The sequence below is a fragment of the Haloarcula rara genome (genome assembly GCF_029338235.1).
Lineage (GTDB): Archaea > Halobacteriota > Halobacteria > Halobacteriales > Haloarculaceae > Haloarcula > Haloarcula rara.
On sequence record NZ_CP119785.1, the window covers coordinates 687679 to 703017 of the forward strand.

The window sequence follows — 15339 nt, forward strand, 5'->3', positions numbered from 1 at the left end:
GGGCGGGAACTAAACCCGCGCCGGGCGAACCCCCGCTATGCAGTTCGACCACGCAGGCGTCGCCACCGACGACGCCGACGGACTCGCGGCCCTGTACGAGACCGCCTTCGACGCACCGGTCGCCCACGAGGAGACGTTCGACGGTCTGCGCGTCGTCTTTCTGGACCTGGGCAACGGCTACTTCGAACTCCTCGAGCCGCTGCCCGACATCGAGGGGGCCATCCCGAGCTATCTCGACCGGCACGGACCGGGGCTGCACCACGTCGCGCTGGCGACCGACGACATCGATGGGGCACTGGCGAATGCGCGTGCGGCCGGCGTCGACCTCATCGACGAGTCGCCCCGTGCCGGCGCGTGGGGCCACGAGGTGGCGTTCTGTCACCCGAGGTCGACCGGTGGCGTCCTCGTGGAGTTCGTCGAGCACTGAGTGTCCGACGACAGCGCGTGTCATATGCCAACATACATCGTTACGCGAGTTGAACTATCCGGCCGTCGGGCCAGACCCGGCCGGAGCCATGCGAACCGGTCGAACGGGGCAACCCACCAGCCGGAGGGAAAAGAACTTGTCAGTTGCAAGTGTGGGTCGAATTATGAAGGCAATTGTCCTTGCCGGGGGATACGCAACCCGAATGTGGCCGATCACTCGACACCGACCCAAGATGTTGCTGCCGGTCGGCGAGTCGACCGTGATCGACGGCATCGTCGACGATCTGGAAGGCGACGAGCGCATCAGCGAGATATTCATCTCCACGAACGAGGCCTTCGCAGACGAGTTCGAGACACACTTCGAGGAGCGTGGCACCGACAAGATAAGCATGTCCGTCGAGGACACCAGCGACGAGGACGAGAAGTTCGGCGTCGTCGGGGCCCTGGCACAGCTCGTAGAGCGCGAAGGGCTCGGCGACGAGGACCTGCTGGTCATCGCCGGTGACAACCTCTTTGGCTTCGACATCAGCGAGTTCATCGACCACTTCAAGAGCTACGACGACCCGACGCTTGCCGCCTACGACGTCGGCGATCTGGAGAAGGCAAAGTCCTACGGTCTCATCCAGGTCGAAGACGACGAAATCGTCGACTTCCAGGAGAAGCCCGACAATCCCAAAAGTACGCTCGTCTCCATCGCCTGCTATGCTTTCCCCGCCGACGCTATCCGCTTCGACGAGTACCTCGCCGGCGACAACAACCCCGACGAGCCTGGCTGGTTCATCCAGTGGCTCGTCGACCAGGGCTCCGTGCGACCGTTCAGCTTCGAGGACGTCTGGTACGACATCGGGACGGCCGACAGTTATCTCGAAGCCGTCGAGTTTGCCCTCGAAGGCAGCCAGATAGTCGCCGACGACGCCACCGTCGAGAACTCCAAGCTCGGCGACAACGTCCACGTGCTCTCGGGCGCGACCATCAAGAACTCCACCGTCGAGAACACAGTGGTGTTCAAGGACGCGTCGATCGTCGACGCCGACGTCACCAACTCCGTCATCGACGAGGAGGCGAGCGTCCACGACAAGGACCTCGACGGCTCGCTGCTTGGCCAGAACACCCGCGTGCAGTAGTAGTACCTTTTTACTGCGGGGGGTTTCCTCGCGCGGCCCTCGGCCGCGCTGTGGGAACCCCCCTTGCAAAAATCTACGCTAAAAAGGCAGAACTCGCGCCGAGGGCGCGAGTTCTGTGAACCGGCGGCGTAGCCGCCGGATGCTCACTGCGACAGCCCTGCCCTTCCCCGTCAGCGCGGCCCGGAGGCCGCGCTCGGCCACTTCAGCTGTCCGGGCCGAACAGATGCTCGGCGAACGCACCGGCGAGTGCGACGCCGGTCTCGACGGGGAGTGGGCCGTCGCCGCGTCGGTCGTCTCGGTCCACGAGTCGTATTCGGCCTCATCCTCGAAGACGTGGATGTACGGACAGGTGCGTTCGTAGGTCTCCTCGATGGACGTACACGACGCGCAGTCGAACGAGATTCCGCCCCGCGTCGAGTATGAACTGACCGACGACGGCGCGGAGCTGTCCGAGCGGCTAAAGCCGGTTCTGGAGTGGGAGCAGGAACGACACAGCTAACGACGAAGAACCGGATTCGAGTTACTCCAGCCACGCGTCCTCGACCACGATGGTCCCCCGCGTCCCGTTCCACTCCGTCGAGTACTCCAGTTCGATGCGCTGGTTCATGTGTGGCCCGTCGACCACGAGCGTCTCGAACTCGCCACCGTACCTTTTTCCCCGCTCGGGTTCGCGCTCCGCGCGAACCTCTCGCGGCAAAAATCTACGCTAAAAAGGCCGGTCGCGCGGAGCGCGACCGGTGAACCGGCGACTCCGTCGCCGGATAGCACTCACTCCAGCCACGCGTCCTCGACCACCAGTGTCCCCCGCGTCCCGTCCCACTCCGTCGAGTACTCCAGCTCGATGCGCCGGTCCATGTGTGGCCCATCAGTGACCAGCGTCTCGAACTCGCCGCCCTCGCCGAGGAGGTGGACGCCGTACTCCTCGTTGAGCTCCTCGAGTTCGTCCAGGGCGTCGGCGTCGAGGGTGCGCCCGAGCCAGGACTCGTCGAGGCCGTAGGCCGCGACGCGGATGATGCGAATCTCGAAGCCGGCATCGAGCATCGCGTCGGCGAGGTCGCGGGGGGTCTTCCTGCCACAGCGGGGCAAAGAGATTGGCCTCCAGGCGCTCGGCCATCGCCTCGATACGGCTGGTCTGGTACTCGCTCTCGACGGCGCCGGCGGTGACGCCGGCGACGCCGACCTCGCCGTCGAGCTCGCGCAGGGCTGCCTCCAGCGGTTCGAGTTCCGCGTCGCCCTGCTCGCCCGAGTCGGGCACGTCGTCGGCGCCGAAGTCCTCGGGCTCGACCTCGACGAGGTCGATACCGATGCTCTCGGCGGCCAGCGAGGCCAGGCGCGTCGCCGGGACGTGGTACATGTAGGAGTCGCCTTCGGGGTGGACCGTCACCAGTCGCTCGACGGGGTAGTCGTTCTCGAGCGCGCGATACAGCGCCCACGATGAGTCTTTCCCGCCCGAGAACAGCGACACCCACACGCCGTCAGTCATGGGAGCGCGTAGCCGGGCCGCGTGTAAATCGCTGTCTGTTCACGGGTCACTCCGTTCCCCGTCGTCGGGCGGCACAGCCACCCGACTGCCTGCGGGACCGAAGGTCTCGCTCCATCTGGAGATTCCTCGCGTCGCTCGGACTCTCCCTATTCAACTAATTCTGCCTCGATGTCGTTCTCACTGACGTAGGCCGCGACGCGCACGCCGACGACGGCGACGAGGATGCCTGCGAGGATGAACGTCGCGAGCCGGGTCCCCAGGTCCATGGTGAAGCCGTTGACCTCGACGACGCCGAAGTCCATCGCCGGGACGCGGAAGGGACCGAACACGCCCGCCCGTTCGAGGAAATACGCCGAAAAGCCCCGCACCACCAGCCCGACCGCGACCGCGCCGAAGGGGAGGTTCACGTAGGCGCTGCGGAGGCCCTCCCGCTGGAGGAGCTCGTCGAGCAGCCGCCCCAGCGAGGCCGCAAGCGCCGCCGCGGTCAGCCAGGGGACACTCTCGAAGAGGAACTGGTTCGCGAGGATGAAGAGGCCGGTCGACCCGGGCGGCGATATCTCCAGCGCCCCGGCGAAGATACCGACGATAGAGAGCCCGCCGGCGACGACGTAGGTGACTAGGGACACCTGGCCGGAGTACAGCGCCTCGCGTATCTGGCCCGGCAGCCGGGCGAGGTAGTCGTCGATTCCCAGCCCCTTGTAGATGAGGAACACGCCCAGGGCGGCGGCGATAGCGCCCAGCGCGGTCGTCGGCGCGACGAACTGGAGGAGCAGGGGCAGAGCCAGTAGCGCGATACCGACCGGGACGAGGACGGTCCGTCGGAGCTCCTCGTCGGCGAGGAACTGCTTGAGCAAGTAGTAGGTAGACTCGATGTCGCGGGCCTGCCGGACGACGACGCGGTCGACGGCGTCGACGCGGACGCGGCTCTCGATGATGGGGACCAGCCGTTCGTCGTCGGCGCTGTCGACCACGACCACCGCCGAGTCCGGGTCGAACTGGGTGACCAGCGACTCCGTCTGGCGGGCGATTTCGCGGTCGCTCCCGACGGCGTCACCGCCGCCGCCGACGACCGCGACGACGGTGTCGTCGCCCTCCGCTTCGAGGTCGTCGGCCACCCGCAACCCCTCCAGCAGGCAGTTGATGCGGCTGTCCTCGGGGTCGACGACACCGGTCTCCGTTATCGTCGACTCGACGTCAGCCCGCCCCACGACCGGACACCTGTCTGCCACAGGACTGTCCCGGTCGATACACACCACCAGCGTTGTCACAGTGGCCCAGAGTGGCCCGGCGGATAAAAAACCCTCGCGGTCCGTGCGGGAGTTTCACGCACACGTAAGCTGCACCTACCGCCGAAAGGAGAGCCCGTCGACGTCGCCTTCGAAGGCACTCGTGAGGCCGGCCCCGAGCGCGAACGCGACGGCCTGGGCACCGGCGCGAATCTTCGACCGGAGGCCGCGCTGGGGCTCGAACTCCGTGACGGTGACTGGTTCGCCCAGCTGGGATTCGAGTCGGTCCTCGACGTCCTCGCGGGTGCCGATATCGTCGACGAGCCCCATCTCGTGGGCCTCCGAGCCGAGGAACACGCGGGCTTCGGTGTCCCGAATCGTCGCCTCGTCCAGGTCCCGTCCTTCGGCGACGGTCTCGACGAACTGGTCGTAGTAGTCGTCGATGAGCCCCTGGAGGTACTTGCGGTCGTCCTCGTCGAACTCCTTCAGCGGCGTCCCGGCGTCCTTGTACTCGCCGGCCGTCAGCTGCTCGTAGGAGACGCCCATCCGGTCGGCCAGGTCGCTGGCGTTGACCCGCGAGCCGATGACGCCGATGGAGCCGACGATGGAGCCCTCGCGGGCCCACAGCTCCTCACAGCCCGCGGCGATGTCGTAGCCGCCGCTGGCACAGACGTCCGTGGCGTAGGCGACGGTCGGCCCGTCGAACGCCTCGGCGGCCAGCCGGATGTCCTCGCTGGGGACGATCTGTCCGCCCGGCGTGTTGAGCTTCAGCAAGAGCGCGTCGGCGCCGCGGTCGTCGTCGGCCCGCTCTATCTGCTCGACGATGTCGTCCGCACCGGGGCTCGTCGGCGCGCTGGCGATACCGCCGCTACCGCCGTCTCGCGTTATCGGCCCCTCGACAGCGACCTCGGCGACGTTGTGACTCGGCGCGAGCGACCCCGCGAGGCTGGTCGCGATGCGCGCGCCGACGAGTCCCGTCACCAGCACGAGCAGAACCCCGAGCAGGTCGGTGAGGCTGGTGGGGAAGACGACGAAGACCAGCGCGCCGGCGACGACGGCAGCGGCCGTTCCCAGGAGGACGATGCCCAGCCGGACGACAGAATCGGCGTCGGCCATCACTGGAACCCCAGGGGACGCGCGCTGGTGGACTCCTCGCCGCCCTGTTGCATCTGCTGGGCCAGCTGGGCCTTCGCCTGGCGTATCTCCTCGGCCTGCTCGCCCAGCGTCTCGGTGTCGACCTCGACCCCCGCGAGCGGCTCGATTCCCGCCTCCAGCAGCGCGCCCGCTGCCTCCGGGTCCGGGAACTGCGGGTCGGCCTCGACCACGAGCCCGACGCCGGTGAGCCCGACCCGCTGGGCCTCGTGGACGAGCGCGCCGGTCGGGCCCGTTATCGCGCCGGACTCGGTGGGGGTCGGGACGTCGCCCTCGGAGAGCAGCGCCGCCCCCTCCCCCGTCGCGATGCCGTACAGCGACGGTGGGTCGTTGCGCTCGGCCGGCATCCCGCTGAGGAACACCGGCGTCACGTCGGTGGCGTCGAACCACTCGACGAGGCAACTCGAGAAGGCCTCGGCGGCCTCGGGCGACACCGGCGCGTCGCTCTGTAACACCAGCAGGTCCCGCTCCGCGTCTGCGTAGATTCGCACCGGGCTCCGGACGTCGGGGTCGTCCTCGCTATAGACGGCGATCTCCGGCAGCCCCTCACATCGGGCCGTCCCGTAGTGGACCATGTCGAAGGCGTCGACAAGATGGTCGGCCGCCAGCTTGCCGACCAGCCCGACCCCCGGCAGCCCCTCGACGAGTGTCGGCGCGTCGAGTTCGATATCGTCGCGATGTACCTCTACGTGTGCCATACGCTGATTTTGGTTGGCTGGCCGCTTCAAAGGCATGGCTGCTAGCAAATGCTGTTGTGATTGGATTCGGGAACGCGGTCGTGATTGTCTACCGCCGGAAAGCCCCGCCGGGCTGAACTCGGGGGGATCGCTGTGCGCCTCGCTCGTTCCACTCGCTCGGTGCTTGTGTCGCCCGCCTTCGTTCAGCCCGCCGCCACTTTCAGTCCCGCCCATGCCGGCTGGGCAACCAGCTACGGGCGGGACTGAAAGGGGCGACTGTCTCCGGGAAGACGGCCGACGCAAGGACCACAGGGAGCGTAGCGACCGAGGACCGCAGCGAGGCCCTCGACCGGAGACAGTCGGGGCTTTCTGGCGGTTCAGAGTGCGCGAGCACGTATCAGTAGCACTCACATCCGTTCCTAGCTTCGAAACGCACAAACACCGTCCTCGCAAACCCCAGTTCAATGCAACCACCGGAGCGGTACCGAGCCATCGTCGACGACTTCGAGGCGTTCCGGGCCGCCTGCGAGCGGCCGCTGCCGTCGGCGATTCGGGTCAACACCATCAAGGCCACGGTCGCGGACGTGCGGGCGGCCCTGGACGAGGCCGGCGTCGCGTACGAGCCGGTCGACTGGCACGATGCGCTGTTCGTGCTCCCCGAGACCTCGCCGGGGGCGAACTGGCCGTACTTCCACGGCTGGATTCACGGCCAGGAGGAGGTGTCGGCGGTGCCGGCCACCGTGCTCGCCCCAGAGCCCGGCGAGCGGGTGTGGGACGCCTGTGCCGCGCCGGGGAGCAAGGCGACCCAGCTGGCGGCGCTCATAGAGGACCGCGGCGAGGTCGTCGCGACCGACAACAACCTCGGGCGCATCTCGGCGCTGCGGACCAACACCGAACGGCTGGGCGCGACATCGATCGCAGTCACCCACGAGGACGCCAGAAACCACTCGCTGAAGCCCTTCGGCGGGGCCGAGTACGACCGGGCGCTGGTCGACGTGCCCTGCTCCTGTGAGGGGACCATCCGCAAGAACCCCGACGCCTTCGAGGAGTGGTCGATGTCCCACGTTCGGGGCATTTCGGGCGTGCAGAGGGACATCCTCGAGCGGGCCGTCCAGGCCACGAAAGCGGGCGGGACCGTCGTCTACTCCACCTGTACGTTCGCCCCGGAGGAGAACGAGGCCGTGCTGGACTACGTCCTCGAACGTGAGGACTGCGCGCTCGTGGATTTCGACCTCGCACTCGACCACCGCGAGGGCGTCACCGAGTGGCAGGACGACGAGTACGACCCGAGCGTCAGGTTGGCCAAACGCATCTACCCGCACTTCAACGACACGGGTGGCTTCTTCTGTGCGAAACTGGAGGTCGCACAATGAGCAACGACAGCACGAAATTCACCAGATTGCCGGAAAGCGACGCCGACCGCGAGGCCCCCGAGCGGGCGACCCGCGAGGAAGTGCTCGAGTTCTGGGACGACCGCTTTGGCGTCCCGCCGGAGACCTTCGCGGACTACACGTTCTGGGAGCGCGGGAAGGGGAAACTCTGGCTCTACCGGGGCGAGCCGCCGTCGCCGGTCGACGTCGAGGCCCTGGGCATGACGTTTCTCAGGACGCGCCAGGAACACTGGAAGCCGACGCTTGAGGCCGTCCAGCGCTTCGGCGAGCACGCGACCGAGTGTGTCATCCACCTCTCCGAGGGCGAGGCCGAGGCGTTCGTGGCGGGGTACGACCAGGAGCTCGACTGGGACGGCGACTGGGGGTATCTCGTCGTCACCCACGAACTGGCCGGCCGCCGGGAACCGGTCGGCGTCGGGCTGTACGTCTACGGCGAACTCCGCTCGCAGGTACCCAAGGGCCGCCGGCGGGAACTGGACAACTGAGGTCTGACCGGTCTCACCGCCCCCGGTGGATGAGGAAGGCGACCTCGACGGTAGCCTTGTACTGTGTTATCTCGCCGTCCTCGATATCGGCCGTCCAGCTCTCTACTTCGACGCCGTGGATGTCCTCGATGGTCTCGGTGGCCTCGCGAACGGCCTCCTGGGCCGCGTCTTCCCACGATTCCGTCGACGTCCCGAGAATCTTGACGATTTTGACTGCAGTCATAGCGGTTGGTCAGGGGGCCAATAGCGCCCTAACTATGCCCCGGCTATCGCGGTAGGACCTGGATATCGCGCGCGGTTGTGTCGGGTTACTCGGCCCGCTCGCGCACCGTGCCGCCGCTCAGCCCGTCCCACTCGATGCGGTAGCCCAGCCGCGAGAGGACGGCGCCGTCCTCGTCGATGCCGTACTCCTCTACGATGTCCTCGACGGCCGAAAGGGACTGACCGGCCTCGATGCGGTCGGCCAGGTCCGAGAGCACTGCGGGCCGAACCAGCGTGCGCCCGACCCGGTCGTGGTCAGGGAAGGACTTGTTCTCGATGGCGTCCTCGCTGACGCCGTAGTCGCTGGCGAGGGCAGACAGCGCCACCACGTCGGCGTCGGGCCGGAGTTCCGCGGGAAGGTCAGCGGCGCTTTCCGCGACGAGTTCGTCCTCGTACGGTCGTAACGCGTCTCGGATGTCCTTGACGCGAATCGTCCCCGAGTAGGGAATCGCGCGGTGGTCCCGGGCCTCGATCTGCTCGCCGACGCCCAGTGACTCGTCGACGGCGACGAGCATCGTCACGTCGTCGACGTCGGCCAGCCGGTCGAGCTTCTTCTGGACGTACTCGGGCGTCCAGAAGCCCATCACCTCGAAGAAGACCCGCAGTTCCGTGTCGCCGCTAGCGGTGTCGCGAACCGCGCCGTCGCCGCCCGGTCGCCAGTCGAAGGCGAAGTCGGGGATGACGACGTGTGCGCCCGCCTCGAGGGGCTCGGGCTCGCGAATCAGCGCCCAGTCCAGACCCAGCGACGCGAAGCGGGCGGCGAAGTCGGCCTCGACGCCGCTGTCGTAGGTCACGTCGGTGACGGGCTCGACACCCGGCACGGCGACGTCCGCCTCGGTGAGACGCAGTTCCCGCTCGGTCCCGCGGTCGTCGATGGTCGCCGACAGCGTCCACTCGCTCGTCCCGGCGACGGTGCGCAACAGCCGGGCAAAGCGGGTCCCGTATCGGCGCGTGTTCGAGAAGATGGCGTCGGGGCCGGTGACGACGACCTCGCGGCCCTCTGGGGTCGTCCGTATCTCGTACATCAGGCGGAGCCGCTTGACCGCCGACACGACGGCTTTGGGGTCCGACGAGCGCACACGGACCTCGGTGGCGTCGAACAGCGCCGTCTGAGCGAGCGAGAGGTTGTACTGCGCGACCAGCTCGCTCGGCGTCCAGCGAGCGTCTACCGCAATGAGAATCTGTCGGTCCTCGAGGTCGGCGTACAGCGACGATTCGAGGGCCTCGGCGTCGATACCGAGCCCGTCGGCCGCCCGGGCCAGCGCCTCGCTCCGTTCGGCCTCGGTGACCACGCCCACGGCTTCGGCGGCCTCGAACACCCGCTTGCGCGCTCGCTCGGGTGGCATCGGGGCGTGCGTCTCGACGGTCGCCTCCCGCTCGACGAGCTTCGCGAACCCCCGGACGAGCTTGAAGTCGTCGGCCTCCCGTTCGAGTTCGGTCAGCGCCCGCTGGAGTGTCGCCCGGGACTCCCCGACGTGGCCCTGGTAGACGCCAAGCACCCGGGCCGCGAGCCGCTCGTGGCCCTCGTCGGCGAACTGCGGGTGGTAGCCGCCGCCGGCCCGTGAGACCCGCAAGAGCTCTTTCGTCAACACGGGCGACAGTGGGCGACGGCGGCACAAAAAACGACCGTCAATCTTCGCTCGCCCTACGGCTCCCTGCGTCGTCGGGCGGCGCTGCCGCCCGACTGCCTGCGGGACCGACGGTCCCGCATCGGTCGCCGTTCCGCTTCGAGGGACCTCACTTCCTTCGGTCCCTCGCTACTACTCGCGGGTCACTCCGTTCCTCGCTCGTTTTTCGAGGCCTCCCGCCGGTCGGCCTCGCTAGCTCGCCGCTTCCACTCCTGTTCCTGGCGCCGTTCGGTGATGTGTCGTTCGCCGTCGGCCAGTTCCTCGCGGACCTGTCGCTCGTACCCGGTCACGTCTTCGAGGATACCGGACTCGAACGTCTCCAGGAGGTCGTAGGTCCAGCGGTCCTCGATGGCGCCGACGGGAAGCAGTTCCTCGCGTAACTGGTCGGCCAGGTCGGTGTGGCCGGCCTCGCGCAGCATCGTCTCGGCGTCGTGGAGGTGGTCCATCGCGTGTCCGGTGGCGTGGTGGACCTCGACGAGGCTGCCGTGGGCCCGCCGGAGCCACTCGACACCGAGTTCGGCCTCGTGTAGCGCCGACAGCTCCGTCTCGCCGAGCGCCGGTGTGTCGTCAGAATCTGTCATGAATCCAACTATCGGGCCACGCTGTATAGCTGTGGTGCCGGCGACAGCTGTGAGTCGGCCGTCACTGGGACACTTCACTTTCACTTCCACTCCGCGGACACGGCTGGCCTATACATATCAAGCACAGCTATCCGGCGAGTATGACACAATCGACGACACCGCCCCTCGACGCTGGGCTCGTCTTCGTCGAGCAGCCCGACCGGGCCGCGATGCAGCGGCTCGTCCGCGGCGCCGAACGCGAGGGCGAGACCCTCTGGGTCGACGCCGGCGGCGTGGCGGAGACGTACGGACTGCTGGACGAGGCGGCAAGCCGCCGGGACCTGCGCGGGATACGCGTCGCGCGGGCGTTCCAGGCCCACCAGCACCACCAGCTCGTCCGGGACCTCGTGAGCGAGGCGAGCGCGCGGACGGCGCTCGTGGTCGCGCCGAACCTCGCCGCGCTCTACGAGACAGCCGACGGCCCGGCGGCGGCGACCGAGCGGCTGTTCGACGGGTCGCTGACGCTGCTTGCCGACCTCGCCGACGCCCTCGAGGTCCCTGTGCTCGTGAGTGCGCCACACGGGACCGACGCCCACCGCGCGGCGATTCGCGAGCGCGCCGCCGACGTTATCGAGTGTCGCCGGACGAGCCAGGGCTACGCCTTCGAGACCGACGAGTTCGACACGACGGCGTACTGGCACCGGGGCTGGTGGCAGACGACTATCCCCTACTGGGTCGGCCTGTACGGCGCCGTCGACGGCGAACCGGCCGCCGCCGAGACGGTGCCGGCCACGCTCGGGGAGGTGGCCGTCGAGTAAGCATGGGCCGGACGAACCCGACCTACCGTGGCTTCCTCGACGGCTACGAGCGGGAATTCGACGACTACCGGCGCGCGCTCCGGCGGCGCCACCAGGCGGACTTCGACCGCCTGTTCGACGGCGCGCGGGCCTTCGCCGACGCCGCGGGCTACGCCAACCACCTCGACCGCGACACCCTGGTCCTGCTCTCGATGCTGCTGGCCCACGAGGAGCGGCTCCGGGAGCAGGCCAAAGAGCTGGAGCGACTCCGCGCGGCCGTCGAGGCGGGGGACGGTGCCGACGCGGCGACGGGCGCCGGCGAGGGCCGGGTGGACAGCGAGGGGAGTAGCGTGGTCTTCGCCGTCGACGTAACGGACGACGCCGTGTACGTCTGGTCCCGTGACGGGCCCGACGCCGTCGTCGCTCGCGACGAGAACTACACCCCGTCGCTGTTCGTCGCCGCCGACCGACGGCCCCGGGAGTGGCTCCGGGACCGGCTCGACAGCGACCCGAAGGTGGTCCGGACCGCGACCGTCGAACGCCGCCGGTCGCTCCGGGCCGACGGGCCAGAGCCGGTGCTCCGGGTCGACGTGGACCGCCCGTCGGAGGTGTCGACGCTGGCCCGCGAGATTCGGACGGTCCACGAGCCCGACGCGTGGGCGCCCGGCCGGCTCCGGCTGTTCAACGTCGACCTCACCCCGAAGTTCCGCTACTGCCTGGAGACGGACACGCGGCCGGTCCCGACCGAGCCGCTCCGGACGCTCGCGCTGTCCCTGTCCGAGCGGGCCGTGGCCGACGACGACCTGACCGAACTCAGGTGTGGTGGCGACCCTCTCGCCGACGACGAGACGGCCGTCCTCGAAGCGGTCGCCGCCCGGCTTCGGGAGCGCGACCCCGACGTGCTCGTGCTCTCGAGCGCCGCGCTGGTCCCCTTGCTGGCCGAGCGGGCGGCCGACCGCGGGGTCGCCCTCCAGCTTGGTCGCCGACCCGGCTACCGGCGACTGGCCGGCGACAGTACGTACGAGAGCTACGGCCGCGTTGGCCACTCGCCGGCGCGCTACGACGTGCCCGGCCGGGCCGTCGTCGACCGCTCGAACAGCTTCCTGTGGGACGAAGGTGGGCTCGCCGGCCTGCTGGACCTCGTGGACCGCTCCTGGAAACCGCTGCAGGAGACGGCGTGGGCTTCTATCGGGAGCGTCTTCACCGCGATACAGATACGCGAAGCGTTCGACCGGGGCGTGCTCGTCCCGTGGCGGGCGTGGGAGGGAGAGGCGTTCAAGCCGGCGCGGACGCTCCACGACGCCGACCGGGGCGGGTTCACCTTCGAACCCCGTGTCGGCCTCCACGAGGACGTCGTCGAGATAGACTTCGCGTCGCTGTACCCCGCCATCATGTGTGTCCACAATCTCAGTCCCGAGACCGTCCGCTGTGACTGTCACGACACTGACGACGTGCCGACGCTGGGCTACAGCGTCTGTGACGAGCCCGGCTTCGTCCCGTCGGTGCTCCAGCCTATCATCGACGACCGGGCCGACCTCAAGGCACGGATGCGCGCGACTGACGACCCCGACGAACGGGCGCGGCTGGAATCGCGAGCATCGGCGCTGAAGTGGATTCTCGTCACCTGCTTTGGCTACCAGGGCTTCTCCAACGCGAAGTTCGGCCGCATCGAGGTCCACGAGGCCATCAACGCCGTCGCCCGCGAGCTGCTGCTCGACGCCAAGGCCACGCTGGAGACCGGCGGCTGGCGGGTGCTCCACGGCATCGTCGACAGCCTGTGGGTGACGCCCGCCCGCGACGACCGCGAGCCGCTGTCGGCGCTGACAAATGCGATTTCCAGGGACCAGGGAATCCCGCTCGAACACGAGGACGACTTCGCGTGGGTCGCGTTCGTCCCGACGGCCGACGGGCGCCGGGGCGCGCTGACGAAGTACTTCGGGAAGGTCGCCGGCCGGGACGAGTACAAATTCCGGGGTATCGAGTGTCGCCAGCGCTCGACACCCGAATTCGTCGCCGACGCCCAGCGCGACCTGGTCGAGGCCCTCGACGACCATCGCGAGCCCGAACCCGTCGCCGACCGGCTCTCGGTGCAGCTCTCGACGCTCCGCCGCGGTGCGGTCGACCCCGACGCGCTGGTGGTTCGCAAGCGGGTGTCGAAGCCGCTGGCCGACTATCAGGGCCGGACGCGGACGGTCGCAGCGCTGGAGCGCTACGCCGACCACGGAATCGACCGGGCGCCGGGCCAGTCGATACGGTACGTCGTCGTCGACAACGACAAACGGAGCCGGGCGCGGGTCCGGCTCCCGTTCGAAGCCGACGGGTACGACGAGTCCTTCTACGCCGACCTGCTGTGCCGGGCGGCCGAGAGCGTCCTCTCGCCGCTGGGCTGGGACCGGGGTCGTATCGAGCGGCACCTTCGGGACACCCGCGACGCGCGGCTGTCGTCGTTCGAGTAGGGCGAGCGTGCGGCGCCTTACCGCCGCCGCCGTGCGACCCGCTCCTCTGCCGTCTCCTCGGTGACGAGCTCGTACAGCAGCGCCCGCGACCCGTCGGCTTTCGGCCGGAGAATCCGGCCCAGCCGCTGGGTGAACTCCCGCTCGGAGCCGCTGCCCGAGAGCACGACGGCGACGTTGGCGTCGGGGACGTCGACGCCCTCGTCGAGCACGTTGGCGGTGACGACCCGCGAATAGGTGCCGTCCCGGAACCGTTCCAGAATCTCGCGGCGCTCGCTGGCCCCCGTCTCGTGGGTGATAGCGGGGAGCAGGAACCGCTCGGAGAGCCGATAGACGAGGTCGGTGTAGGCGGTGAAGACGATGACGCGGTCCTCGCGGTGGGTATCGAGGATATCGGCAAGCCGCTCGACCTTCCGCTGGGCGTTCATCATCACCTCGCGGGCGCGCTGCTTGGCGAGCAGCGCCTCCCGGGCCTTCGGGTCGGTCCCCGACCGCTTGACCAGTTCCTGGTAGTCGCTGCCCGAGCGGAGCTGAATGTTCGACTGTTTGAGGTAGTCCGTGAAGGTGCCCTGGTGCGCTTCGTAGCGTTCTCGCTCGTCGTCGGTCAGGGCGACCGCGATGCGCTTGATGTCGTAGTCGGCCAGATGCTCGCCCGCCAGCTCGTCGACCGCGACGCGCTGGACCAGCGGCCCGACGAGGTCCTCGATGACCTCGTGGGCGCCGTCGGGCCGTTCGAACGTCGCGGTGAGTCCCAGCCGAGCGGGCGCCGCGAGCAGCCGGGCGATGTCGCGGTACCCCTCGCCACCGAGGTGGTGGACCTCGTCGAAGACCACGAGGCCGAAGCGGTCGCCCAGTTCGTCGGCCCGCAGATACGCCGAGTCGTAGGTCGCGACGGTGACGGCCTCGACGCGCTGTTCGCCCCCACCCAGCCGGCCGATGGGACGGGCGAACTCCGTTTCGAGCTCGCGTTGCCACTGCTCCAGCAGGTCGATGGTCGGGACCACGACGAGCGTCGGCGTCCCGAGTGCGACCATCGCCGCGATACCGATGACCGTCTTGCCGCTCCCGGTCGGCAGCTCCAGACAGCCCCGGTCGTCAGCGTCGCGCCAGCTATCGAGGGCGGCCTGCTGGTACTCCCGGAGTTCGTAGGTGGTCGAGAGGTCGACCGGCGCGGTGTCGAGGACGCGGTCGTCGTAGTCGAGCCCGCGCTGGTCGAGTGTGTCGAGCAGCTCGGCGTGCCGGTACGCCGGCGCGCGCGCCGATTTCGAGCGGGCGTCGCGCTCAACGCCGGGCAGGTCCGCGGGGACGTCTCCAGCGAGACGAACCGTCCCCTCCTCGAAGGTCAACTCCAGCACACTCGTAGTTGTCGGGGACCCTCGTTAACGGTTTCGCGGCTAGGAACGGTATGCGTGTGATGAACGGAGACTGCTAACGGCCGGAAAGTCTCGGCGGCAGTCTGTGCGAACCGCGCTACAAACAGCCAGAAAGCCCCGGCAGGCTGGACTCGGGGGCTCGCTGCGCGCTTCCCTCGCTCACTGCGTTCGCTCAGTCCAGTGCTTGCGTCGCCCGCCTTCGTCCAGCCTGCCGCCCCTTTCATTCCACCCAACGCTGTTTGTCCAACCGGCCACGGGTGGGACTGAAAGGGGCCGCGCTATCGACGAAGCACGACGACGTAA

General features: G+C 68.6%; 14 protein-coding genes and 3 pseudogenes. 8 read left to right on the forward strand and 9 right to left on the reverse strand.

What is annotated here, in order from left to right; genetic code table 11:
* Positions 1 to 37: 37 nt before the first annotated feature.
* From mce to P1K32_RS03645, 4 genes and pseudogenes are all read left to right on the forward strand, one after another.
* Complete coding sequence (gene mce / locus P1K32_RS03630) at positions 38 to 427, forward strand: methylmalonyl-CoA epimerase (protein ID WP_276251356.1); 390 nt, start codon at positions 38 to 40, stop codon at positions 425 to 427.
* 163 nt (positions 428 to 590) lie between these two features.
* Positions 591 to 1550: a nucleotidyltransferase family protein gene (locus P1K32_RS03635; protein ID WP_276251357.1), complete on the forward strand. Its 960-nt coding sequence runs from the start codon at positions 591 to 593 to the stop codon at positions 1548 to 1550.
* Between the two features lie 139 nt (positions 1551 to 1689).
* Positions 1690 to 1911 (forward strand): hypothetical protein, encoded by a 222-nt coding sequence (locus P1K32_RS03640; protein ID WP_276251358.1) that lies wholly within the window; start codon positions 1690 to 1692, stop codon positions 1909 to 1911.
* A gap of 27 nt (positions 1912 to 1938) precedes the next feature.
* A pseudogene (locus P1K32_RS03645) lies at positions 1939 to 2049 on the forward strand (winged helix-turn-helix transcriptional regulator); the annotation flags it as partial.
* 21 nt (positions 2050 to 2070) lie between these two features.
* On the opposite strand, the pseudogene P1K32_RS03650 reads toward P1K32_RS03645, so the two are convergent.
* The 5 genes and pseudogenes from P1K32_RS03650 to P1K32_RS03670 form a co-directional block, all read right to left on the reverse strand.
* Positions 2071 to 2196: pseudogene (locus P1K32_RS03650) on the reverse strand (Dph6-related ATP pyrophosphatase); the annotation flags it as partial.
* 122 nt (positions 2197 to 2318) lie between these two features.
* Positions 2319 to 3033, reverse strand: a pseudogene (locus tag P1K32_RS03655) (diphthine--ammonia ligase).
* Positions 3034 to 3179: 146 nt separating this feature from the next.
* On the reverse strand, positions 3180 to 4301 hold the full coding sequence (locus tag P1K32_RS03660) for a DUF373 family protein (protein ID WP_276251360.1): 1122 nt from the start codon (positions 4299 to 4301) through the stop codon (positions 3180 to 3182).
* A 75-nt stretch (positions 4302 to 4376) separates the two neighbouring features.
* Complete coding sequence (gene sppA, locus P1K32_RS03665) at positions 4377 to 5375, reverse strand: signal peptide peptidase SppA (protein ID WP_276251361.1); 999 nt, start codon at positions 5373 to 5375, stop codon at positions 4377 to 4379.
* The gene (locus P1K32_RS03670; RefSeq protein WP_276251362.1) at positions 5375 to 6109 is read right to left on the reverse strand and encodes a proteasome assembly chaperone family protein; all 735 of its coding nucleotides are present in this window, start codon (positions 6107 to 6109) and stop codon (positions 5375 to 5377) included. Before P1K32_RS03670 ends, sppA begins: the two co-directional genes overlap by 1 nt.
* 443 nt (positions 6110 to 6552) lie before the next feature.
* On the opposite strand from P1K32_RS03670, the gene P1K32_RS03675 reads away from it, so the two are divergent.
* Together P1K32_RS03675 and P1K32_RS03680 are read left to right on the forward strand one after the other, a co-directional pair.
* Entirely contained in the window at positions 6553 to 7461 is a 909-nt protein-coding gene (locus P1K32_RS03675) for an RsmB/NOP family class I SAM-dependent RNA methyltransferase (RefSeq protein ID WP_276251363.1), read from the forward strand.
* Entirely contained in the window at positions 7458 to 7964 is a 507-nt protein-coding gene (locus P1K32_RS03680) for a DUF7122 family protein (protein WP_276251364.1), read from the forward strand. The genes P1K32_RS03675 and P1K32_RS03680 overlap by 4 nt, the downstream gene beginning before the upstream one ends.
* Before the next feature lie 13 nt (positions 7965 to 7977).
* Here P1K32_RS03680 and P1K32_RS03685 read toward each other — a convergent pair whose 3' ends face one another.
* The 3 genes from P1K32_RS03685 to P1K32_RS03695 form a co-directional block, all read right to left on the reverse strand.
* A complete protein-coding gene (locus P1K32_RS03685; protein WP_276251365.1) occupies positions 7978 to 8187 on the reverse strand; it encodes a dodecin family protein in 210 nt (69 codons plus the stop codon).
* An 85-nt stretch (positions 8188 to 8272) separates the two neighbouring features.
* Positions 8273 to 9817, reverse strand: coding sequence for a DUF790 family protein (locus P1K32_RS03690; protein ID WP_276251366.1), 1545 nt, complete (start codon positions 9815 to 9817; stop codon positions 8273 to 8275).
* Between the two features lie 179 nt (positions 9818 to 9996).
* Entirely contained in the window at positions 9997 to 10434 is a 438-nt protein-coding gene (locus P1K32_RS03695; protein ID WP_276251367.1) for a hypothetical protein, read from the reverse strand.
* Positions 10435 to 10574: 140 nt separating this feature from the next.
* Here P1K32_RS03695 and P1K32_RS03700 point away from each other — a divergent pair, with 140 nt between their 5' ends.
* Entirely contained in the window at positions 10575 to 11231 is a 657-nt protein-coding gene (locus tag P1K32_RS03700; protein WP_276251368.1) for a P-loop NTPase family protein, read from the forward strand.
* A gap of 2 nt (positions 11232 to 11233) precedes the next feature.
* Positions 11234 to 13666, forward strand: a complete 2433-nt coding sequence (locus tag P1K32_RS03705; RefSeq protein ID WP_276251369.1) for a type B DNA-directed DNA polymerase — start codon at positions 11234 to 11236, stop codon at positions 13664 to 13666.
* Between the two features lie 17 nt (positions 13667 to 13683).
* Here the strand turns inward: P1K32_RS03705 and P1K32_RS03710 are convergent, their stop codons facing one another.
* Complete coding sequence (locus P1K32_RS03710; RefSeq protein ID WP_276251370.1) at positions 13684 to 15018, reverse strand: DEAD/DEAH box helicase; 1335 nt, start codon at positions 15016 to 15018, stop codon at positions 13684 to 13686.
* Positions 15019 to 15339: the final 321 nt, after the last annotated feature.